Annotated in this window: 22 protein-coding genes; 10 read left to right on the forward strand and 12 right to left on the reverse strand. The window is 71.6% G+C overall.

Features of this window, described 5'->3' with window-relative positions; genetic code table 11:
* Nucleotides 1-316: 316 nt before the first annotated feature.
* On the reverse strand, nt 317-1,000 hold the full coding sequence (locus tag ACIRFH_RS23555; RefSeq protein WP_403524100.1) for a hypothetical protein: 684 nt from the start codon (nt 998-1,000) through the stop codon (nt 317-319).
* 265 nt (nt 1,001-1,265) lie between these two features.
* Between ACIRFH_RS23555 and gcl the strand changes: the two genes are divergently transcribed.
* Nucleotides 1,266-3,050: a glyoxylate carboligase gene (gene gcl, locus ACIRFH_RS23560; RefSeq protein ID WP_403524103.1), complete on the forward strand. Its 1,785-nt coding sequence runs from the start codon at nt 1,266-1,268 to the stop codon at nt 3,048-3,050.
* A 74-nt stretch (nt 3,051-3,124) separates the two neighbouring features.
* Here the strand turns inward: gcl and ACIRFH_RS23565 are convergent, their stop codons facing one another.
* From ACIRFH_RS23565 to ACIRFH_RS23585, 5 genes are all read right to left on the reverse strand, one after another.
* Nucleotides 3,125-3,769 (reverse strand): TIGR04222 domain-containing membrane protein, encoded by a 645-nt coding sequence (locus ACIRFH_RS23565; RefSeq protein ID WP_403524105.1) that lies wholly within the window; start codon nt 3,767-3,769, stop codon nt 3,125-3,127.
* Between the two features lie 101 nt (nt 3,770-3,870).
* The gene (locus tag ACIRFH_RS23570; RefSeq protein WP_403524107.1) at nt 3,871-4,125 is read right to left on the reverse strand and encodes a hypothetical protein; all 255 of its coding nucleotides are present in this window, start codon (nt 4,123-4,125) and stop codon (nt 3,871-3,873) included.
* A 518-nt stretch (nt 4,126-4,643) separates the two neighbouring features.
* Nucleotides 4,644-6,107, reverse strand: a complete 1,464-nt coding sequence (locus tag ACIRFH_RS23575) for a catalase (protein WP_403524110.1) — start codon at nt 6,105-6,107, stop codon at nt 4,644-4,646.
* A 176-nt stretch (nt 6,108-6,283) separates the two neighbouring features.
* A complete protein-coding gene (locus tag ACIRFH_RS23580; RefSeq protein ID WP_403524113.1) occupies nt 6,284-7,174 on the reverse strand; it encodes a 2-hydroxy-3-oxopropionate reductase in 891 nt (296 codons plus the stop codon).
* A gap of 47 nt (nt 7,175-7,221) precedes the next feature.
* Nucleotides 7,222-8,061 carry a TIM barrel protein gene (locus ACIRFH_RS23585; RefSeq protein WP_403524116.1) on the reverse strand — a complete coding sequence of 280 codons (840 nt, stop codon included), beginning with the start codon at nt 8,059-8,061 and terminating at the stop codon, nt 7,222-7,224.
* A 141-nt stretch (nt 8,062-8,202) separates the two neighbouring features.
* On the opposite strand from ACIRFH_RS23585, the gene ACIRFH_RS23590 reads away from it, so the two are divergent.
* From ACIRFH_RS23590 to ACIRFH_RS23625, 8 genes are all read left to right on the forward strand, one after another.
* Nucleotides 8,203-8,454, forward strand: a complete 252-nt coding sequence (locus tag ACIRFH_RS23590; protein WP_403524119.1) for a hypothetical protein — start codon at nt 8,203-8,205, stop codon at nt 8,452-8,454.
* Complete coding sequence (locus ACIRFH_RS23595) at nt 8,451-8,819, forward strand: helix-turn-helix domain-containing protein (protein WP_403524122.1); 369 nt, start codon at nt 8,451-8,453, stop codon at nt 8,817-8,819. The genes ACIRFH_RS23590 and ACIRFH_RS23595 overlap by 4 nt, the downstream gene beginning before the upstream one ends.
* A gap of 149 nt (nt 8,820-8,968) precedes the next feature.
* Nucleotides 8,969-9,475 carry a 2-oxo-4-hydroxy-4-carboxy-5-ureidoimidazoline decarboxylase gene (gene uraD / locus ACIRFH_RS23600; protein ID WP_403524125.1) on the forward strand — a complete coding sequence of 169 codons (507 nt, stop codon included), beginning with the start codon at nt 8,969-8,971 and terminating at the stop codon, nt 9,473-9,475.
* Between the two features lie 48 nt (nt 9,476-9,523).
* Nucleotides 9,524-9,925 carry a hydroxyisourate hydrolase gene (gene uraH, locus ACIRFH_RS23605; protein WP_403524128.1) on the forward strand — a complete coding sequence of 134 codons (402 nt, stop codon included), beginning with the start codon at nt 9,524-9,526 and terminating at the stop codon, nt 9,923-9,925.
* Nucleotides 9,926-9,932: 7 nt separating this feature from the next.
* Nucleotides 9,933-10,868: a factor-independent urate hydroxylase gene (gene pucL, locus ACIRFH_RS23610; protein WP_403524131.1), complete on the forward strand. Its 936-nt coding sequence runs from the start codon at nt 9,933-9,935 to the stop codon at nt 10,866-10,868.
* A 65-nt stretch (nt 10,869-10,933) separates the two neighbouring features.
* On the forward strand, nt 10,934-12,346 hold the full coding sequence (locus ACIRFH_RS23615; RefSeq protein ID WP_403524134.1) for a nucleobase:cation symporter-2 family protein: 1,413 nt from the start codon (nt 10,934-10,936) through the stop codon (nt 12,344-12,346).
* A 72-nt stretch (nt 12,347-12,418) separates the two neighbouring features.
* A complete protein-coding gene (locus ACIRFH_RS23620) occupies nt 12,419-13,807 on the forward strand; it encodes an 8-oxoguanine deaminase (protein WP_403524137.1) in 1,389 nt (462 codons plus the stop codon).
* A 255-nt stretch (nt 13,808-14,062) separates the two neighbouring features.
* The gene (locus ACIRFH_RS23625) at nt 14,063-15,451 is read left to right on the forward strand and encodes a nucleobase:cation symporter-2 family protein (protein ID WP_403524140.1); all 1,389 of its coding nucleotides are present in this window, start codon (nt 14,063-14,065) and stop codon (nt 15,449-15,451) included.
* A gap of 119 nt (nt 15,452-15,570) precedes the next feature.
* Here the strand turns inward: ACIRFH_RS23625 and ACIRFH_RS23630 are convergent, their stop codons facing one another.
* From ACIRFH_RS23630 to ACIRFH_RS23655, 6 genes are all read right to left on the reverse strand, one after another.
* On the reverse strand, nt 15,571-15,993 hold the full coding sequence (locus tag ACIRFH_RS23630) for an acyl-CoA thioesterase (protein WP_403524143.1): 423 nt from the start codon (nt 15,991-15,993) through the stop codon (nt 15,571-15,573).
* Between the two features lie 56 nt (nt 15,994-16,049).
* Entirely contained in the window at nt 16,050-16,697 is a 648-nt protein-coding gene (locus ACIRFH_RS23635) for a hypothetical protein (protein ID WP_403524146.1), read from the reverse strand.
* A gap of 48 nt (nt 16,698-16,745) precedes the next feature.
* Nucleotides 16,746-17,345, reverse strand: coding sequence for a histidine phosphatase family protein (locus ACIRFH_RS23640; RefSeq protein WP_403524148.1), 600 nt, complete (start codon nt 17,343-17,345; stop codon nt 16,746-16,748).
* Nucleotides 17,346-17,447: 102 nt separating this feature from the next.
* A complete protein-coding gene (locus ACIRFH_RS23645) occupies nt 17,448-18,602 on the reverse strand; it encodes a serine hydrolase domain-containing protein (RefSeq protein ID WP_403524151.1) in 1,155 nt (384 codons plus the stop codon).
* Nucleotides 18,603-19,017: 415 nt separating this feature from the next.
* On the reverse strand, nt 19,018-19,521 hold the full coding sequence (locus ACIRFH_RS23650; RefSeq protein WP_403524154.1) for a hypothetical protein: 504 nt from the start codon (nt 19,519-19,521) through the stop codon (nt 19,018-19,020).
* The gene (locus ACIRFH_RS23655; RefSeq protein WP_403524157.1) at nt 19,518-19,763 is read right to left on the reverse strand and encodes a helix-turn-helix transcriptional regulator; all 246 of its coding nucleotides are present in this window, start codon (nt 19,761-19,763) and stop codon (nt 19,518-19,520) included. Before ACIRFH_RS23655 ends, ACIRFH_RS23650 begins: the two co-directional genes overlap by 4 nt.
* A gap of 326 nt (nt 19,764-20,089) precedes the next feature.
* Here ACIRFH_RS23655 and ACIRFH_RS23660 point away from each other — a divergent pair, with 326 nt between their 5' ends.
* Nucleotides 20,090-20,656, forward strand: coding sequence for a hypothetical protein (locus ACIRFH_RS23660; RefSeq protein ID WP_403524159.1), 567 nt, complete (start codon nt 20,090-20,092; stop codon nt 20,654-20,656).
* Nucleotides 20,657-20,739 lie beyond the last annotated feature (83 nt).

The following is a 20,739-nucleotide window of genomic DNA, read 5'->3' on the forward strand; positions in this document are numbered from 1 at the left end:
GAAGACCCCAAGCCGTTCATCTGGACCAAGACCGCCGAGGAAATCCTCGACTCCCTCGCCCGCATCTGCCGACGGATCTCTGGCGCAGGACACTAGGGCCGCGGCAGGGGACGTTCGCCCCGTCGCGACGCCCGGCACGCTCCCCCGGAGGGGGTGCCCTCGCTCGCCGCACCGGCCGGAAGCCCGCGTACGTCCGGTACGAGGGCTTCCGGCCGGCACTCCCCCAGCCTCCGGCCGAGGGACCTCCAGAGCACGCACCGGACGCCGCTCCTCACCGGGCGAACGTCGCCTGCCGCGGCACCAGCGGCGGGAAGCCTCAGTCGGCCGTGGCGTCCAGTGCCACGGCCGGTGCGTTGACGGGGCGGGCCGTGCCCGAGGGGGCGAGGACGAACAGCGGGAGTTCCAGGAGCCCGGCGCGGGCGCGGGCGTCGTCGGTGTACCCGGCGAGGGAGAAGTAGAGGCCCTGCGCGGACTGTGCCATGGCCGTCAGCCACAGGCACTCCACGTCCCGCGCCGAGGCGGGGTCCGTCGCCGGGTCCACCCGGACCACGATCCCCGGCGCGGCCAGCCCGATCCCGGACGGCGGCCGCCGGTCGGCGCGGCGAACGTCCCGGTGGCCGAGGCTCCGCAGGTACAGGACGGCGGCGGTGACCGCGTCGCGGGCCGTGCGGATCGGGACGGCCCGGTGCGCCGGGACCCGTGAGCCGGGAGGCCGCCCGGTACGGCCCGCCGCCCGGTCCACCGGTACGCACAGCACCGCCCCGCAGGGGCAGCCCAGTTCAGGGCGCGGCCACTGGTTCTCGGTCCCGCAGGCCGTGCAGCGCACGTCGATCCACTCCTCGTCCCAGTCCCGGTGGGTGACCACCGTCGGACTCCCGTGGGGGTCCAGCGCCGGGGCGACGGGCGTGCCGCACGCGCACGGGTACGACGGTGCCGTGTAGCGGTGCCGGCGCCCGCAGGCGGCGCAGCACACCGAGAGGGACTCGGACATGCCCCCCATCGTCCTCCGGACGGCCCCGTCCTGTCCGCGTCTTGCCCGGTCCGTGTCCCGGCTCTCGTCCCGTCCGGATTCCGGCTCTCGTCCCGTCCGGGTTCCGGGTCCTGTCCGTGTCCCGGCGGTCCCGGTCTCTTGACGGCCCCCGGCCGCCCACTTACATTACTTCCAGATCGTAGAAAGCAAATTTCGCTATACGGAAAAGCTACGGAACGACTCACCGCGGGGCGCGACGGGAGTGCGAATCCGGCAGCCGGAGCAGGAGTACTCGATGGCTCGTATGACCGCTGCCCGAGCGGCAGTTGAGATCCTCAAGCGCGAGGGCGTCACCGACGCGTTCGGTGTGCCGGGCGCGGCGATCAACCCCTTCTACGCGGCGCTCAAGGCCTCCGGAGGCGTCAACCACACCCTCGCCCGGCACGTCGAGGGCGCCTCGCACATGGCCGAGGGCTACACCCGCACCCACGCCGGCAACATCGGCGTCTGCATCGGTACCTCGGGACCGGCCGGCACCGACATGATCACCGGCCTGTACTCGGCGATCGGCGACTCGATCCCGATCCTGTGCATCACCGGCCAGGCGCCGACCGCGGTGATCCACAAGGAGGACTTCCAGGCCGTCGACATCGCCTCCATCGCCAAGCCGGTGACCAAGATGGCGGTCACCGTCCTGGAGGCCGCGCAGGTCCCCGGCGTCTTCCAGCAGGCGTTCCACCTGATGCGCTCCGGCCGGCCCGGCCCCGTCCTGATCGACCTGCCGATCGACGTCCAGATGACGGAGATCGAGTTCGACCCCGACACCTACGAGCCGCTCCCGGTCTACAAGCCGGCCGCGTCCCGCGCCCAGATCGAGAAGGCGATCGGCATGCTCAACGCCGCCGAACGCCCCCTGATCGTGGCCGGCGGCGGTGTCATCAACGCCGACGCCGCCGACCTCCTCGTGGAGTTCGCCGAGCTGACCGGCACCCCGGTCGTGCCGACCCTGATGGGCTGGGGCATCCTGCCCGACGACCACGAGCTGAACGCCGGCATGGTCGGCCTGCAGACCTCGCACCGCTACGGCAACGCGACCTTCCTGGAGTCGGACTTCGTCCTCGGCATCGGCAACCGCTGGGCCAACCGCCACACCGGCAAGCTGGACGTCTACACCGCCGGACGCACGTTCGTCCACGTCGACGTCGAGCCCACCCAGATCGGCAAGATCTTCGCCCCGGACTACGGCATCGCCTCCGACGCCAAGGCCGCGCTGGAGCTGTTCGTCGAGGTCGCGAAGGAGCTGAAGGCGGCCGGGAAGCTGCCCGACCGCTCCGCGTGGGCCGCCTCCGCGCAGGAGCGCAGGGCCACCCTCCAGCGCCGTACGCACTTCGACGACATCCCGATCAAGCCGCAGCGCGTCTACGAGGAGATGAACAAGGCCTTCGGCCCGGAGACCCGGTACGTCTCCACCATCGGCCTCTCGCAGATCGCCGGCGCCCAGATGCTGCACGTCTACCGGCCGCGGCACTGGATCAACTGCGGCCAGGCCGGCCCCCTCGGCTGGACCGTCCCGGCCGCGCTCGGCGTCGCCAAGGCCGACCCCGAGGCGCAGGTCGTGGCGCTCTCCGGCGACTACGACTTCCAGTTCATGATCGAGGAACTGGCCGTCGGCGCGCAGCACAAGATCCCCTACGTCCACGTCCTGGTGAACAACTCCTACCTGGGCCTGATCCGTCAGGCGCAGCGCGGGTTCGACATGGACTTCCAGGTCAAGCTGGAGTTCGAGAACATCAACTCGCCCGAGCTGGGCGTCTACGGCGTCGACCACGTCAAGGTCGCCGAGGGCCTGGGCTGCAAGGCGATCCGGGTGACCGACCCGAACGAGCTGGGCGCCGCCCTGGAGCAGGCCAAGAAGCTCGCCGCCGAGCACCAGGTGCCGGTGATCGTCGAGGCGATCCTGGAGCGCGTCACCAACATCTCCATGTCGGGCACCAACGACATCGGCAACGTCGTGGAGTTCGAGGAACTGGCGACCGAGCCGGGCCACGCCCCGACCGCGATCCGCCCGCTGAAGGTCTGACCCGCACGACCCGTACGGTCTTCGAGGGCGGCCCGTCTCCCGGACGGGCCGCCCTCGCGCATGTCCGGGGCCGCTCAGTCCCCGCCCCCTGAACCGCAGCCGCCCGTGTGCTCCCCGTGGCCCGCACCCCAGTCGCCCGAGACCGATTCATCGTACTCGTCGCGCCACCTGAGGAACCTGCGCCGGCCCAGGGAGAAGCGCACGGCCCCGGCCGGGGCGCCCCGGGCGTCCCGGGCCGTCAGCCCGGCCCGCAGCGCGAAGCGCGGCAGGAGCAGGCGCAGGGCGGCATCCCCGTGCAGGGCGACCGCGAGCAGTGTGCCGTCGTCCGTCAGCCCGTGCCTGGCCGGCGGCAGCGGATGCCGCTCCCGCCAGAACGCCACGCGGCGGCGGGCGCTCCGGGTCGGCCTCAGTGTGGGATAGCGCAGCAGTCCCTCCTCCGCGAGCGGGATGCGGCTCAGGGCCAGCGCGAGGCGCACGTCCGGGTGCCGGACCAGTTCGCGAGCGGTGAGCGGCTCGCGCAGACAGTCGAGGACGGTCCCCTCGAACGGCCCCAGCCCCTCCGGCTCCGGCCCCGTGGCGCACAGCGTCCGGCGGGGGCCGGTCTCGACGGCGCCTTTCAGGTGCAGGGCGACCACGGCCACCGTGACGGCGGCCGGCGGCCCGCCGCCCAGCAGCGCGATCTCGTGCGGCTCCCATCCGATGTCCGCGGCACTGTCCATGGCCTCACCCCCACGTGTGCCCGGGGATGTGCCCGCCGCGGGGCGGTTCAAGCACGCGGCGGGCGTTCTCGGAGGAGGACGTGAGGGATCCGTACGCGCGTTCAGCCCTCGTGGTGCTCGTGGTGCTCGTGGTGTTCGTGCAGCCCCGGCCAGTCGTCCGGGCCGCCGCCCTGCCACTCGACGAGGTCACTGGTGGCGACGTCGGTCACGTACAGGTCGGCCAGCCGCAGGATCTCGGCGACGTCGTCGAGGTGCGAGGCGACCCCGAGCGTCTCCTCGCCCGAGGTGACCCGGCGGGAGCCGTCCAGGGCCGGGGGACGGACCACGATGCGGGGATGCTCCGGTGGATGTGCCATGACTCCAGGGTGCTGCGGCCGCGGGGGGACCGCACCCCCGGCCCGTACCGGTACACGTGGCGGGACGGGGCCGGGCGCGCGAGCGCCGGACACGAAGAGGCGCCGGATGCGGGACCGTCCGCATCCGGCGCCTCTCGGCCCGGTGAGGGTTTTGGTGGGGAGGGATTGCCCGGGTGGTTCCCGTCCGACGGCGCGAGGCTGGGCGCGACAGGTCGTTCGCGCCGCCGGACGGAGTCTGTGGGCCTCTCGGCGTCCGCGGGCCTCTCGGCTCGTCGGGTCGCCGGAGGCGGAGGGGCTGGGACCGCGGCGGTTCACGACGGGACCGGTGACTCCTCCCCTCAGGTCGTAGGAGAAGCCCCGGGCCCTTGACCACCGCACTGGCTCGCAGGCCGCCGCGGTCCTCGCCCTGCCCGCGCCGGCACCGGGCGGCCACCCCTCATCCGGGCCGTTCCGGTGCCTGCGCGGGCCGCGCACACGGCCTCGACCTCCCCGTCGAGTCCCGTGGGCGAGCTGGTGGATCAGTCCTCGCGCAGGGCGCGGACCGCCTCCTCCACGCGCTTGCCGTACTCCGTGTCGGCGGCGTGGAAGTGCGCGAGGTTCTTCTGGACGACGTCCTCGCGGGAGACCTGGGACAGGCCGCCGGCGATGTTGGCGATCAGGCGCTTCTTCTCGTCCTCGGACATCAGGCGGTAGAGCTCACCGGCCTGGAAGAAGTCGTCGTCCTTGGTGTGCAGCGGCGCCTCGTGGGTGCCGGTGTGGCCGGAGACCGGGAGCGGCGCGGCCAGCGGGCGACCGGTCTCGACCGGGCCGTCGTACGAGTTCGGCTCGTAGTTCTTGGCGGCGCGCCCCTGGGAGTTGGACGCCATGAAGCCGTCGCGGCCGTAGTTGTTCGCACCGCCGGGCACGGCCTTCGGGGCGTTCACCGCGAGCTGGGTGTGGTTGACGCCCAGGCGGTAGCGGTGCGCGTCCGCGTAGGCGAACAGGCGGCCCTGGAGCATCTTGTCGGGGGAGGGGCCGATGCCCGGAACGAAGTTGTTCGGGGAGAACGCGGCCTGCTCGACCTCGGCGAAGACGTTGTCCGGGTTGCGGTCCAGCACCAGCCGGCCCACGCGGCGCAGCGGGTAGTCGCTGTGCGGCCACACCTTGGTCACGTCGAACGGGTTGAAGCGGTAGTTGGCCGCCTCGGCCACCGGCATCAGCTGCACGTACAGCGTCCAGGACGGGTGCACGCCCCGCTCGATCGCCTGCACCAGGTCCGTCTGGTGCGAGGTCGGGTCCTCGCCCGCGAGCTTCGCGGCCTCTTCGGCGGTCAGGCAGCGGATGCCCTGGTCGGTCTTGAAGTGGTACTTGACGAAGAAGGACTCGCCCTTGGCGTTCGTCCACTGGTAGGTGTGCGAGCCGTAGCCGTTCATGTGGCGGTACGACGCCGGGATGCCGCGGTCACCCATCAGCCAGGTCACCTGGTGCGTGGCCTCGGGGGAGTGCGCCCAGAAGTCCCAGACGTTGTCCGGCTCCTGACGGCCCGTGAACGGGTCGCGCTTCTGCGAGTGGATGAAGTCGGGGAACTTGATGGGGTCCTTGATGAAGAACACCGGGGTGTTGTTGCCGACGAGGTCGTAGTTGCCCTCCTCGGTGTAGAACTTCACCGCGAAGCCGCGCGGGTCGCGGACCGCGTCCGCGCCGCCGAGCGAGTCGGCCACGGTGGAGAAGCGCAGGAAGACCTCGGTGCGCTTGCCGACGGTGTTCAGGAAGTCGGCGTGCGTGAAGCCGGTGACGTCGTCGGTCACCTCGAAGTGGCCGTAGGCGCCGGAGCCGCGGGCGTGCACGACGCGCTCCGGGATGCGCTCGCGGTTGAAGCGGGCGAGCTTCTCCAGCAGGTGCTGGTCCTGGATCAGGAGCGGGCCGCCGATGCCGGCGGAGGCGGAGTTCTGGTTGTCGGCGACCGGGGCGCCGGACTCTGTCGTGAGCACGCGCTGCGACATCGGGGACCTTCCGTGCGAGGGGTCAGCGGAAAGCTGTTTCCGCTTCGTGGAGCCTAGATTTGGGGTGCTGAGCACGTCAACAGTTTGTTGAAGCATGGTTCCGGGGGGCGCCGCCGCTCGGGCGCGACAGGACAGGTGTCAGCGGCGGCGCCACCCGGAGATCTCGGGGCGGTGCGTCAGACCTGGGCGCCGGAGAGGCGCTCGACGGCCCGCAGCAGGGCCGAGTGGTCCAGGCCGCCGTCGCCCTGGGCGCGCAGGGACGCGACCAGCTGGGCGACCACGGCGCCGACGGGCAGCGCGGCGCCGACGTTGCGGGCGGCGTCGGTGACGATGCCCATGTCCTTGTGGTGCAGGTCGATGCGGAAGCCCGGCTTGAAGTCGCGGGCCAGGAAGTTGTCCTTCTTCCGCGTCAGCACGGTCGAGCCGGCCAGGCCGCCGTTGAGGACGTCGAGGGCGGCCTTCAGGTCCACGCCCGACTTCTCCAGGAAGACCACGGCCTCGGCGCACGCCTGGATGTTCACGGCGACGATGAGCTGGTTGGCGGCCTTCACGGTCTGGCCCGAGCCGTGCGGACCGCACAGCACGATGGTCTTGCCGAGGGCCTCCAGGATCGGCTTGGCCTCGTCGAAGTCGGCCTGCTCACCGCCGACCATGATGGACAGGACGGCCTCGATGGCGCCGGCCTCGCCGCCGGAGACGGGGGCGTCCAGGACGCGGACGCCCTTGTCCTTGGCGGCCTTCGCGAGGTCCACGGAGGTCTGCGGGGTGATCGAGGACATGTCGATCAGCAGCGCGCCGGACCTCGCGTTCTCCAGGATGCCGTCGGGGCCGTAGGCGATGGCCTCGACCTGCGGCGACGCGGGCACCATGGTGATGACGACGTCGGCGTCGCGCACGGCCTCGGCGATCGAGCCGGCCGCGGTGCCGCCGGCGGCGGCCAGACGGTCCAGCTTCTCCTTCTCCAGCGTGTAGCCGGTGACCTGGTAACCCGCCTTGATCAGGTTCTCGGACATGGGGGAGCCCATGATGCCGAGGCCGATCCAGGCGATCTTGGGAAGCGTGCTCATGATGGGTGCCTCTCTGAAAACTCTGGAAAGTTCCTGCGGGGTGGCGCTCAGCGGGCCGCGCGGGCCTCGGCCGGCAGCCAGGCGAAGGACTCGGCGCTGGGGGTGTCGCCCGGCTTGTACTCCAGGCCGACCCAGCCGTCGTAACCGGCCTTCTTCAGCTGGTCGAGCAGCTCCTCCAGCGGGAGCGAGCCCGTGCCCGGGGCGCCGCGGCCGGGGTTGTCGGCGATCTGCACGTGGCCGGTCTTCGCGGCGTACGCGTCGATCACCTGCGGGAGGTCCTCGCCGTTCATGGACAGGTGGTAGAGGTCCATGAGGAACTTGGCGTTGCCGAGTCCCGTCGCCTCGTTGACCTTGTCGACGACCCCGATCGCGGCCGGCGCCGACACCAGCGGGTACAGCGGCGACTCGGGCTTGTTCAGCGCCTCGATCAGCAGGATCGCGCCGATCCGGTCGGCCGCGCGGGCGGCGAGGACCAGGTTCTCCAGGGCGAGCCGGTCCTGCTCGGCCGGGTCCACACCCTCGACGCGGTTGCCGTACAGGGCGTTGAGCGCCGTGCAGCCCAGGGACTGCGCGAAGTCGGCGGCCACGTCGATGTTGGCGCGGAAGCGGTCCGACTCCTCGCCGGGGACCGACAGGGCGCCCCGGTCGGGGCCCGGCAGCCGGCCGGCGTAGAAGTTCAGCCCGGTGAGCTGGACGCCCGCGTCCTCGATCGCCTTCTTCAGGGCGTCGAGCTCGGACTGCTCGGGGGTGGGGGAGTCGATCCAGGGCCACCACAGCTCGACCGCGGTGAAGCCGGCCGCGGCGGCGGCCGCGGGGCGCTCCAGGAGCGGGAGTTCCGTGAAGAGGATCGACAGGTTGACGTTGAAGCGCTGGTCTGCGAATCCCATCGGGTGCCGCGCTCCCTTCCGTTGCGAGGGTGTTTCCGTATTACGGAAGTTCGTTTCTGCTTAACGGAAGATTGCCGAAGTCGGGCGGAGCTTGTCAAGAGGGGGCGGCGGAAAACGGGCACCGCGCGTTAGGTTGACCGGGTGCGATTGAGAGTGGAGTTCACGACCGAGCCCTTCGATCTCGACGAGGCGCCCGCCCACGCGGTCGTCGCCCGGGAGGTCGTCGAGGCCGCGGAGCTGGACGAGGTCGACGTCGGCCCGTTCGGCAACACCGCCGAGGGCGGCGCCGACGCGGTGCTCGACGCCGTGGACGCGCTGCTGCGCCGCTCGCTGGAGGCCGGCGCCACCCGGATCTCCCTCCAGGTCAACGTGATCGAGGAGGGCGAGCGGTGACCGGCCCCGCCGAGGAGCCCTTCATCGCGGCCGTGAAGCCCCTGGTCGACGCCATCGGCGGCGAGATGCTCCCGCCGGACGAGGCGAGTGGGGACGACGTCGTGCTCGCCTGGGAGGGCGCCGACGTCGTCGCCGTACGCCTGCCCCAGCTCGCCGACTCCCTCGACCACATCCTCGCCGCCATGGAACGCCGGCAGGGCAGGCCGCTGTCCGAACTGGACCGCAGGGCCAAGCAGGAGGTCGTCCGTACGCTGGAAGCGCGCGGCGCCTTCTCCGTGCGGCACGGCGTGGAGACCGTCGCGAGCGCGCTCGGCGTCAGCCGTTTCACCGTCTACAACTACCTCAACCGCGAGAAGGACTCCTGACCCGCACGGGAGCTCCACACGGCCCGCCGCCGTCCCGTAACCGGGCGGCGGCTTTTGTTACCCCGAATTTTCAACAAAGTGTTGACGCGTTGTTTCCGAGGGCGTTAGCTATCGGCACGCCCGTCCAGCACAAGGCCACGGAGGCTCCCGTGACGTCCACTTCCGCGTCGGGCCTGGCCCGTTTCAACGCTCTCGAGGAGACCGCGGCGCTCGCGGAACTCCATGAGGCGTGTGCCTCCACGGCGTGGGCCCGGCAACTGATCAGCGCCCGCCCCTTCGCCACCCCCGAGGACCTCTACACCGCGTCCGACGCCGCCATGGCCGAGCTGACCGCGGCGGACCTCGAGGAGGCGATGGCCGGGCACCCGCCGATCGGCCGCCCCAAGCCCGGCGACCCCACCTCCTCCCGCGAACAGGCGGGAATGGCCGGGGCCTCCGAGGAACTCAAGGCGGAGATGCTCGAACTGAACCTGGCCTACCAGGAGAAGTTCGGCCACGTGTTCCTCATCTGCGCCACCGGCCGGACCGGCGAGCAGATGCGGGACGCCGTCAAGGAACGGATCGGCAACTCGCCCGAGCAGGAACGGGAGATCGTCCGCACCGAACTGGGGAAGATCAACCGTATCCGGCTGGCCCGGCTGCTCGACGCCGCCTGACCCACCGCAAGCCGACCGACGTCGCTGCACACCGCAAGAGGACATCGCATGAGCACCGAGACCACCGCTTCCGTGTCCACGCACATCCTGGACACCAGCGTCGGCCGCCCCGCCGAGGGCGTCGCCGTCCACCTCTCCGCCCGCGGCGGACCCGAGGCGGACTGGCAGGCGCTCGGCGGCTCCGCGACCGACGCGGACGGGCGGTGCAAGGACCTGCCGGCACTGCCGGAGGGCACCACACACGTACGGCTCGACTTCGACACCGAGACGTACTTCGCCAAGAAACAAGCCGCGGCCCAGCAGGACGCCCCCGCGCTCCGGGACAGCGAGAACGGCCGGCCGGTGTTCTTCCCCGAGGTCACCATCACCTTCGCGGTGGTGCCCGGTGAGCACTACCACGTTCCGCTGCTGCTCAACCCGTTCGGCTACTCCGTTTACCGAGGGAGCTGACCGACACATGACCCGTTTCGTCCTGGGACAGAACCAGTACGGCAAGGCAGAGAACCGCGTAGTCAAGATCACGCGTGACGGCGACACGCACCACATCAAGGACCTGAACGTCTCCGTCGCCCTGTCCGGCGACATGGAGGAGGTCCACCGCAGCGGTTCGAACGCGAACGTCCTGCCCACCGACACCACCAAGAACACGGTGTACGCCTTCGCCAAGGAGCACGGGATCGAGAGCGCCGAGGACTTCGGCGTCAAGCTCGCCCGCCACTTCGTGGACAACACCGCGTCCATCACCCGGGCCCGCATCCGCATCGAGGAGTACGGCTGGGAGCGGATCGAGACCTCGCAGTCCGGCGCCCGCTTCGTCGGCTCCGACGAGATCGCCCACTCCTTCGTCCGCAAGGGCCAGGAGACCCGCGTCGCGCAGATCACCTACGACGGCCACGGCATCCAGGTGCTCTCCGGCTTCAAGGACCTGACCGTCCTGAACACGACCAACTCCGAGTTCTGGGGCTACCTGAAGGACAAGTACACCACCCTGAAGGAGGACTACGACCGCATCCTCGCCACCACCGTGTCCACCTGGTGGCGGCACAACTGGGACGGCATCGACTCCCACGCCCCGGCCTGGGACCGCTCGTACAACGGAGTGCGCAAGCACGCGCTCCAGGCGTTCGCCGAGACCTACTCGTACTCGCTCCAGCAGACCCTCTTCGAGATGGGTGTGCGGGTGCTGAACTCGCGCGACGAGGTCGACGAGATCCGCTTCTCGATGCCCAACAAGCACCACTTCCGCTCGGACCTGTCGCCCTTCGGGATCGACAACGAGGCCAAGGACGGCGCCGTGTACTACGCCGCCGACCGCCCGTACGGCCTGATCGAGGCCACCATCCTGCGCGACGGCGCCGAGCAACTCATCCCGGTCGACATGACCAACCTCTGACGCGGGAAGCACGCCGTCGGCCCGGCCTCCACGGGCCGGCGGCGCGCCACACCGGAGGGAACACCATGGCACAGCCTGCAACGGAGCCGGCGAAAGGCTCCTGTTCCACCCCGCCGGAGCACATCGAGGACGCCGTCACGTCCGTGCACCCGGTGGACGAGAAGCTCCACCCCTCGCGGCTCGTCCCCGCCGCACTCCAGCACATCGCCGCCATGTACGCGGGCGTTGTCACTCCTCCGCTCATCATCGGCCAGGCCTGCGGACTCGACCTCGAGGCCCGCACCCGGCTGATCGCCGCGTCGCTGCTCATCGCCGGCGTCGCGACGCTCCTGCAGACCCTCGGCGTCAAGGGCTTCGTCGGCAACCGGCTGCCCTTCGTCAACGCCGCCTCGTCGGCCGGCATCGCGCCGATCCTCGCGATCGCCGAGACCAACGACAAGGGCGACCAACTCCCCGCGATCTACGGCGCGGTGATGGTCGCGGGCGTCTTCTGCCTCGCCGTCGGCCCCTTCTTCGGGCGGCTGCTCAGGTTCTTCCCGCCCCTGGTGACCGGCGTCGTCATCACCCTGATCGGCGTCACCCTGATGCCGGTCCCGGTCGGCTGGGCCCAGGGCGGCGACAAGACCGCCGCCGACTTCGGCGCGATGAGCAACCTCGCGCTCGCCGCCTTCACCCTCGGCGTCATCCTCGTGATGCAGCGCTTCGGACGCGGCTTCTTCAAGCAGGTCGCCCTGCTCTTCGGCCTGTTGATCGGCACCCTGGCCGCCATCCCCTTCGGCATGGCCGACTTCAGCGCCCTCAGGACCGCCCCGGTCGCTGCCCTGCCGACGCCCTTCGCCTTCGGCGCTCCCGAGTTCCAGCCCGCGGCCATCCTGTCGCTGTGCATCGTGATGCTGGTCCTGATGACCGAGTCCAGCGCCGGCATGCTCGCCCTCGGCGAGATCTGCGACCGCCGCGCCGACGCCAAGGTCATCACCCGCGGCCTGCGCACCGACGGCCTCGCCACCCTGCTCGGCCCCGTCTTCGGCGGCTTCCCCACCTCCGCCTTCGCCCAGAACGTCGGCGTCGTCTCCCTGACCCGGGTCCGCAGCCGCTACGTCGTCGCCGTCGCCGGCGCCACCCTGCTGGTCCTCGGCGCCTTCCCGGTCCTCGGCGCGGTCGTCTCCCTGGTCCCCATGCCGGTCCTCGGCGGCGCGGGCATCGTCCTCTTCGGCTCCATCGCCGTCAGCGGCATCCGCACCCTGTCCGAGGCCGGACTGGACGACAGCTCCAACATCATCCTGGTCGCCGTGGCGCTCGGCGCGGGCATCATCCCGCTGGCCGCGCCCACCTTCTACGCCGACTTCCCGGCCTGGGCGCAGACCGTGCTCGGCTCCGGCATCAGCGCCGGCGCGCTCGTCGCGGTCACGCTCAACCTGTTCTTCCACCACCTCGGCACCCGGAGCCGCAGCACGGTTCCGGCACTCGAATCCTCCTAGGGTCCTGCCGTGCCCACCCCATGGGTACCCGACTCCCCGCCCGTGGGCCGCACTGACAGACAAGGAAGCAGCATGGCAGCAGCAGCGCCGGCCGAGCGCACGGTCATCGAGAACTGCGCGATCGCCACCGTGGACGCGCACGACACCGAGTACGCCTCGGGCCACGTGGTGATCGCGGGCAACCGGATCGAGTCCGTCGGTGCGGGAGCGGCACCCGAGGCCCTGGAGAACGTGGTCCGCCGGATCGACGCGACCGGGCACCTGGCCACCCCCGGCCTGGTCAACACCCACCACCACTTCTACCAGTGGATCACCCGCGGCCTGGCCACCGACCACAACCTGTTCGACTGGCTGGTCGCCCTGTACCCGACCTGGGCGCGCATCGACGAGCCGATGGTGTACGCCGCGGCACAGGGCTCGCTCGCCATGATGGCCCGCGGCGGCGTCACCACCGCCGCGGACCACCACTACGTCCACCCGCGGGGCTCCGGCGACCTGTCCGGCGCGATCATCCGCGCCGCCCGCGAGATGGGCGTCCGCTTCACCCTCGCCCGGGGTTCCATGGACCGCGGCGAGTCGGACGGCGGGCTGCCGCCGGACTTCGCGGTGGAGAGCCTGGACGACGCCCTCGCCGCCACCGAGGCCACCGTCCGCGAACACCACGACGCCTCCTTCGACGCGATGACCCAGGTCGCCGTCGCCCCCTGCTCCCCCTTCTCCGTCTCCACCGAACTGATGCGGCAGGGCGCCGAGCTGGCCCGCCGGCTCGGGGCGCGGCTGCACACCCACGGTTCGGAGACCGTGGAGGAGGAGAAGTTCTGCCACGAGCTGTTCGGCATGGGCCCGACCGACTACTTCGAGTCCACCGGCTGGCTCGGCGAGGACGTGTGGATGGCGCACTGCGTCCACATGAACGACGCGGACGTCGCCGCCTTCGCCCGTACGAGGACCGGCGTCGCGCACTGCCCGTCCTCCAACGCCCGCCTCGCCGCCGGCATCGCCCGCGTCCCCGACCTGCTCGCCGCCGGCGTCCCGGTCGGCCTCGGCGTCGACGGCACCGCCTCCAACGAGTCGGGCGAACTCCACACCGAACTGCGCAACGCCCTGCTCATCAACCGCCTCGGTGCCCACCGCGAGGCCGCGCTGACCGCCCGCACGGCGCTGCGCCTGGGCACCCACGGCGGCGCACAGGTCCTCGGCCGCGCCGCCGAGACCGGCTCCCTGGAGGCGGGCAAGCTCGCCGACCTGGTGCTGTGGCGGATGGACACCCTCGCCCACTCCTCGATCGCCGACCCGGTGACGGCCCTCGTCCTCGGCGCCGCCGCCCCGGTCACGGCGTCGTTCGTGAACGGCCGGCAGATCGTCGAGGACGGCAGGCTGCTCACCGTCGACGAGGACGCCGTCGCCCGCTCCACGCGGGACGAGGCACGCCGGCTCGCGCGGATCGCCGCGCGGGGCTGACCGCCGTACCGGGCTGAACACCGTACGACCGAACACCACATGATCTCCGGCCAGGAGGGACGGCTCCCAGGCCGGTAGCCGTGGACCCGAGCGGGGTCCACGGTGGCCGTCTCCGGGGTGCGCGCATCCGTGCGCGCCCCCCGGAACGGTGCCGTTCTCCCCGAACGGACCGTCCCGGTCCCGCACGACCACCCGCACCACCTCCACTGACACCCACGTCAGAGTCGACGTGTACCCGACCGGAGGAACGCCGCCGTGGCCGACCACCCTGTTGACGAAAAACTTCCACCGCTCAAGATGGCGACGACCGGCCTGCAGCACGTGGCCGCCATGTACGCCGGAGTCGTCGCCCCGCCCCTGATCGTCGGTGCGGCCATCGGCCTGAGCGCCACCGAGCTGACCTTCCTCACCGGGGCCTGCCTGTTCACCGCGGGCCTCGCCACCTTCCTGCAGACCCTCGGCATCTGGAAGATCGGAGCCCGCCTCCCCTTCGTCAACGGCGTCACCTTCGCCGGTGTCGCCCCCATGACCGCCGTCGTCGCCTCCACCGAGGACAAGTCCGACGCCCTGCCGATCATCTTCGGCGCGGTCATCGTCGCCGGCCTGCTCGGCTTCCTGGCCGCACCCGTCTTCTGCAAGGCGATCCGCTTCTTCCCGCCGGTCGTCACCGGCACGGTGATCACCCTCATCGGCATCTCCCTGCTCCCGGTCGCCTTCGGCTGGGCCCAGGGCCCCAGTCCCACGGCCGACGACTTCGGATCGGCGACCAACCTGGGCCTGGCGGGGATCACGCTCGTCATCGTCCTGCTGCTGCGCCGCTTCACCCGCGGTTTCGTGAAGCAGATCGCGGTGCTGCTCGGCCTGATCGCGGGCACGCTCATCGCGATCCCCTTCGGCGTCACGGACTTCGGCCCGGTCGCCGACGCGAACGTCGTCGGCTTCCCGACGCCGTTCCACTTCGGCGCCCCGCAGTTCCAGGTCGCCGCGATCCTGTCGATGTGCGTGGTGATGGTGGTCTCGATGACCGAGTCCACCGCCGACATGCTCGCCCTGGGCGAGATCGTGGACCGCCCGGCCGACGAGAAGACCATCGCGGCCGGCCTGCGCGCCGACACCCTCGGCTCGGCACTCAGCCCGGTCTTCAACGGCTTCATGTGCAGCGCCTTCGCACAGAACATCGGCCTCGTCGCGATGACGAAGATCCGCAGCCGCTTCGTCGTGGCCGCGGGCGGCGGCTTCCTGGTCCTGATGGGCCTGTGCCCGATGGCCGCCTCGCTGATCGCCGTCGTCCCCCGCCCGGTGCTCGGCGGCGCCGGCGTCGTCCTGTTCGGCTCGGTCGCGGCGAGCGGCATCCAGACCCTGGTCCGGGCGAGCCTGGACAAGGACAACAACGTCCTGATCGTGGCGGTCTCCCTGGCCGTCGGCATCATCCCGATCGCGGCGCCGGAGTTCTACCACGCCTTCCCGGAGAACGCGAAGATCATCCTGGACTCGGGCATCTCGACGGGCTGTGTGGCCGCCGTCCTGCTCAACCTGGTCTTCAACCACATCGGCGGCAAGAGCCGGGACGCCGAGGACGTGACCCACCCGATGGAGGCGGGGGAGGAGATCAGCGAAACGTCCCGCACCGCCGTCGCACAGTGACGACGGGACCCGGGGCACCCGGGGCATTACGGCGGGCCGGCGCCCGGAGAACAGGCGCCGGCCCGCACTTGTCCGTGCCGGGCGGGCCGGAAGGGGAGGCAGGCCAGCGGGGGCGCTCGCTACAGCCCGAACAGCTCCGGCTCCGCCGCCAGTTCCTTGAACCGCTGCCGCGGATCGGCCACCAGCCTGCGCTCCCGCAGGTCCATGAGCCCGCCGACCGCCTCGATCTCGGCCGCCACGGTGCCGTCGGCCTTGCGGACGGTCTGCAGGATCCGGAACGTCTTCCCCTCACCCCACTCGAAGGCGCACGTCACCTCGACCTCGTCACCGGCGAGCAGCTCCCGCCGGAAGCGGATCGTCGTCTCCAGGGACACGGGCCCGACACCCCGGGCCACCAGGTCGGCCTGCCGGACACCGGCCGCCTGGAGCAGCGACCAACGGGCGTGCTCGGCGTAGTTGAGGTACACGGCCTGGTTCAGGTGCCCCTGCGTATCGGTCTCGTACCCGCGCACCGTCACGGGCACGGAAAACGGCTCGCTCACCGCTACTGCCTCTCCTCGTGGACGTACTGACCGGCCGATCCTGACACGACCGCGGCTCACACCTTGCGGGGGGAGGCCAACAGGTAACGGACCCGCGTACGCGGCTCGGTGTGCTCCCCGACCTGCCAGCCCGCCGCCTCCAGCGTCGCCGCGCAGGCCGCCCGCGCCGTGTCGTCGGCCTCGTACACGGCGACGGCCTCCGGCTGCGGCGTCGCCCGCACCCGGTACCCGTCGTCGCCGTCCGGACCCGCGGGACGGTGCCCGGCGGCCTCCAGCGCGAGCGCGGCGGCCCGCACGAGATGCGCCCGCTCCCACCCGCACGGCCGGTCCACGGCCCCGTCCGGATGGGTCATCCGGCGCAGCTCCAGCAGCCCCTCCCAGGCCCCGCGCACCTCCCGCAGCCGCGCGGGCCCGGCATCACCCGGCCCGACCTCCTCACCACCGACCCGAGCGGCGAACACGCCGTCGGCGGTGGCGGGCGCCGCAGGCTCCGGAGCCTGGTCCGTCTCCGTCCCGGCGGGAGCCTCCCGTATCCGATGCCCGGCCGGTGTCAGGAAGCAGTCGTGCGGAGGCCGTGGGTGCCGGAAGGCGAGCCCCCGCTTCACCAGCGCCGCGAGCTGCGCCTGAGTCCCCCGCAACCGTCCGGTGACGGGATCGGCGGCGTCGATGACACGCCGCTGCGCGGCGGTCGGCGGCCGTGTCACGGCGTCCCCCTTCCTCACCGGCCCCTCACCGGTCGACACCTTCGAAGACTACGACGTGGGTCTGACATTCCACGCGGCGATCACCGGCCGCCCGTGCTCGGTGCCCAGTCGGCACAGCGTCCCTGTCCCCAGCTGGAACAGCGCCCCGTGCGACGGCGGAAGCCCCAGGTGCCGTGCGGTGAGCACCCGCAGGAAGTGTCCGTGCGCCACCAGCACCACGCACCCCTCGGTGTCGGCGAACGCGGCCTCCGCCCGGGCCAGCACCCGGTCGGCCCGCTCGCCGACCTGCTCCGGCGTCTCCCCGGGGTGCTCGGGCGGCCCCGGCGGGACGCCGTCCGTGAACAGGAACCAGTCGGGCCGGGTCCGGTGGATCTCGACCGTCGTGATGCCCTCGTACGCCCCGTAGTCCCACTCGTGCAGGTCGGGATCGACGCGGGGCGCGTGCAGACCGATCAGCTCGGCCGTCTCCCGCGCCCGCTGCGACGGGCTGACGAACGCGGCCCCGATCCGGTGCGACCGGATCAACGGCACCAGGCTCCGTGCCTGCTCCCGCCCGTTCTCGGTCAGCGGGACGTCCGTCAGCCCGGTGTGCCGCCCGGACCGCGACCACTCGGTCTCACCGTGCCGGACCAGAAAAAGATCACCCATACCCCCAGGCTACGGCTGCTCGGCGGGGCCGGCCGTACGGCGCCCCCCCGCCCGGCCGGCACGCCTGAGACCGCGATGCCCGCCCGGCTCACCGGCACGGCGTCACGCGTCTGCCGCGGCCCGTACGACCGACTCGGCCAAACGGCGGTTCTCCGGGGACTCGCCCTGACTCGACGGGAACGCGAAGCGGCGTCGCGTGTAGGCGTACGCCACCCCGCTCGCCGGGTCCGCGAAGGCGAACGACCCCGCGGCCCCGCTGTGCCCGAAGGAGTGCTCCCCGAGGAACGGGTACTGCTCGGCGAGGTACTCGAACCCGAGGCCGAAGTGATTCTCCTGCCCCGTCACGAGGTCCGGGCCGGGGGTGCGCAGCCCGGCGAACTCGGCGATCGTCGCGGAGGTGAGCAGCGGCCCCCTGCCGTCGACCGTGCCGATCGCGGCCGCGTACATGCCGGCCACACCCCGCGCGTTGCCCACCCCGCCGGAGGACGTGGGACCGAGCGCCCGCACCGTCCGGGTGTTGGCGAAGTCGACCAGGTCGGTGGTCTGCGGGGCGTGGGCGTTGAAGGCGACGCCCCGCAGGCTGTCGGGCGCCGCCGCCCGCGCCGCCAGCGCCTCCGCCTCCTCCGGCGTGGGCACCAGGGGCAGCACCTCCCGCCAGCGCGGCTCCAGCTCCTCCGGGAAGCCCACGTAGAAGTCCAGGCCGTACGGCGCGCGCACCCGCTCCTCGTACAGCTCCGCGATGGACCGTCCGGTCGCCCGCCGCACCACCTCCCCGGTGAGCGCGCCGATCACGAACGCGTGGTAGCCGTACCCCGCCCCCGGCTCCCACCACGGCTTCTGCCCCGCCAGCCGCGCGGCCATCGCACGGTCGTCGGCCAGCTCCCCGGCGCTGAACCCGCCGTCCACGCCGACGAGCCCCGCCCGGTGCGTGATCAGCTCGCGCAGCGTGATCCGGCCCTTGCCCTCGGCCGCGAACTCGGGCCAGTAGTACGCCACTTCCCGGTCGAGGTCGAGCACCCCGTCCTGCACCAGCAGCGCCACGACCAGATGCGCGGCGCCCTTGGTGAGGGAGAACAGGGTGGTCACCGAGTCCCCGTCGACCCCGTCCCCGGCCCACAGGTCCACCACCCGGCGCCCGTGGTGGTACACGGCCAACTGGGCGCCGGGGTCGTCCCGTTCGCCGCCGAGAAACGCGGCGAACTCCTCCCGGACCCCTTCGAACCCGTCGGCCACCGTTCCGTGCACGCGCTGCGTCATGTCTTTCCCCCAAGCCGGTGTTCGAGTACGGAGATCACCAACTCGGCGAGTCCTGCCGGGTATTCCCGCCGACCGCACGCCGATGCGGAGCACGAGGGCGACGCGATGCCGCGACGAGGACGCGGACGCGGGGGGAGGATGCCCCCTTCCTCCCGGCGCAGGGACTGGAGAACGGGATCGCGTACGTGCCGCCGGCAGTCCGCGTCACTCCGCAAGTTGCTTGCGCGTGAGAGCGGATCACCTGTCGGCGCTTGACCGGTGCGCGTCCGGGGACGGCGATCCGACCGGCGCCCCAGCCGGCCGTCGCCCCCTGTGCGGCCCGAGGACCAGCGGGAGGAACGACGAGCCCGTCTCCGAGGCCGACACCCTCACCACGGTCCAGTGGTACGCGGGCGGCCCCCACCCGTGAGGAGCGTCAGTTTTCGGCGGGGTCGTCCTGGATCCGCAGGCCGGCCACCCAGAGCGGCATCAGCCAGTGCACGGTGAGGGCGGCGAACAGCACCGGTACGACCAGGCCGTCGAACCGCACGTCCCCGAACCGTCCGGCCGCGCCCGCGCCGACCGCCGCCAGCAGCAGGAGCACCCCGGTGATCCGGTGGGCGATGCCGTGGACGCGGTCCCGCTCGGCGAGCTGACGCTCGTCCAGCATCCGGCCGCGCAGTTCGAGCAGTCCGCGGGTGGCTCCGTTGATGACGCCGGTGGCCACCACCCAAAGGGGCAGCACGGCCAGCACGGCGAACAGCGGCCAGCGCGCATCGCTGAAGAGCGTGACGGCCCAGGCGGCGAAGCCGGCCGCGGTGAGCAGGAGATGGGCGCCGATGACGGCCCGCCTGCGCGTGGCCGTCGCGTACATCGGTGCCGCCGCCCGGTCGTTCATGATGGCGTACATCCGCCGGTCGTACTTCGTCGCGGTCGTCACTGCTTCCTCCCGTAGACCTCGTCGGTGAGCGGCCGGAACGGCTCGAGGGAGAACAGCGCCTCCACCGGCAGTTCGCAGAACCTGGCGATCTTCAACGCCAGGTCGAGGCTGGGGTTGTACTGCCCCCGCTCGATGTAGCCGATGGTTTGGTAATGGACCCCCACCGCCTCGGCGAGGGCCTGCCGTGACACCTTGCGCTCAGCCCTCACCACCGCCAGCCTGTTGTGCACCTGCTCGCTCATGTATAAGGAGTACTACATTGATGAGTAGTCACACAACACGAAGTACGCGACTGTCACCGCGCGGCGTTCCTCCGGGCCCCACCGTGAACAGGACCGTGCGGCCCTTGCTCGTGTGCCTCCTGGCAGTACTGCTCACCGCATGCGCCGCCTTCGACGCTCCACGCCACGAGCAGCTCACACCCATGCCTGACAACGTCCCCAGGGCACCTCGGTACCGGACGGCGGACGACGTGGTCATGGCGCTCGGGCGGGGAGGCGTCGACTGCGCAGTGCTACGACGCAGAGCCGGCGGCCTGGACTGCAGGGCCCGGATCGACGGAGCGTGGGTGGAGAACGAGATCCAGGTGCTGGACCCCGGGAAGTTCAGCCGGAACGAGGTCGGGGACTCGATCGCCGGCTGGCGCACCAGCGGCAACACCGTTGTGGCGGCCGGAAACTGGTTCATCCGCGTCCTGCCGAACGGCACACCCGCCTACTCCCAGAGGATCGCCGAGGCCGTCGACGCGGTCGTCCTCCCTCCCCTGTACCATCTGCCCTCGATCCCCGAGACGCCCAGGTACGGGAATGCCGACGCCCTCGCCGACGCCCTGGACGCGTCCGTCGGCTGCGCTCGGCGGAAGAAGCCATCGGCCGAACTGCTGTGCAGCACGAAGGCGGCCACGACTCGTCCCTGTGGCGCATCAGGTGACGGACGCGACGCCGGGCTGAGGCTCCACGCCAGTGCCTCAGCCCGCGATGACTACATCCGGCTGCTTCTCAGCGACGACCACGTATCCCGCCACCTCGTCACCGCCGGTAACTGGACGATCCGTTTCTGCGACTCCGCCACGGGGCGGGAAGCGGCCCGAGGGCTGGGAGGGGTCGTGGTGGAGCACACGGCGGACAAGCGTTGACGACACCCGCCACGGCCTTCCAGACAACGCTGATCTCTCAAGACTCGCGCCCGCGCCCGCGCCCGGGCCGGGGGCGTGGGGGA

Source organism: Streptomyces sp. NPDC093586, assembly GCF_044764905.1.
Taxonomy (GTDB): domain Bacteria; phylum Actinomycetota; class Actinomycetes; order Streptomycetales; family Streptomycetaceae; genus Streptomyces.

Coding starts and splice junctions, on each gene's coding strand:
- ACIRFH_RS23555 (WP_403524100.1), bottom strand. CDS start 1,000: ATGGGGGGCATGTCCGAGTCCCTCTCGGTGTGCTGCGCCGCCTGCGGG.
- gcl (WP_403524103.1), top strand. CDS start 1,266: ATGGCTCGTATGACCGCTGCCCGAGCGGCAGTTGAGATCCTCAAGCGC.
- ACIRFH_RS23565 (WP_403524105.1), bottom strand. CDS start 3,769: ATGGACAGTGCCGCGGACATCGGATGGGAGCCGCACGAGATCGCGCTG.
- ACIRFH_RS23570 (WP_403524107.1), bottom strand. CDS start 4,125: ATGGCACATCCACCGGAGCATCCCCGCATCGTGGTCCGTCCCCCGGCC.
- ACIRFH_RS23575 (WP_403524110.1), bottom strand. CDS start 6,107: ATGTCGCAGCGCGTGCTCACGACAGAGTCCGGCGCCCCGGTCGCCGAC.
- ACIRFH_RS23580 (WP_403524113.1), bottom strand. CDS start 7,174: ATGAGCACGCTTCCCAAGATCGCCTGGATCGGCCTCGGCATCATGGGC.
- ACIRFH_RS23585 (WP_403524116.1), bottom strand. CDS start 8,061: ATGGGATTCGCAGACCAGCGCTTCAACGTCAACCTGTCGATCCTCTTC.
- uraH (WP_403524128.1), top strand. CDS start 9,524: ATGAGCACCGAGACCACCGCTTCCGTGTCCACGCACATCCTGGACACC.
- pucL (WP_403524131.1), top strand. CDS start 9,933: ATGACCCGTTTCGTCCTGGGACAGAACCAGTACGGCAAGGCAGAGAAC.
- ACIRFH_RS23615 (WP_403524134.1), top strand. CDS start 10,934: ATGGCACAGCCTGCAACGGAGCCGGCGAAAGGCTCCTGTTCCACCCCG.
- ACIRFH_RS23620 (WP_403524137.1), top strand. CDS start 12,419: ATGGCAGCAGCAGCGCCGGCCGAGCGCACGGTCATCGAGAACTGCGCG.
- ACIRFH_RS23640 (WP_403524148.1), bottom strand. CDS start 17,345: ATGGGTGATCTTTTTCTGGTCCGGCACGGTGAGACCGAGTGGTCGCGG.
- ACIRFH_RS23645 (WP_403524151.1), bottom strand. CDS start 18,602: ATGACGCAGCGCGTGCACGGAACGGTGGCCGACGGGTTCGAAGGGGTC.
- ACIRFH_RS23655 (WP_403524157.1), bottom strand. CDS start 19,763: ATGAGCGAGCAGGTGCACAACAGGCTGGCGGTGGTGAGGGCTGAGCGC.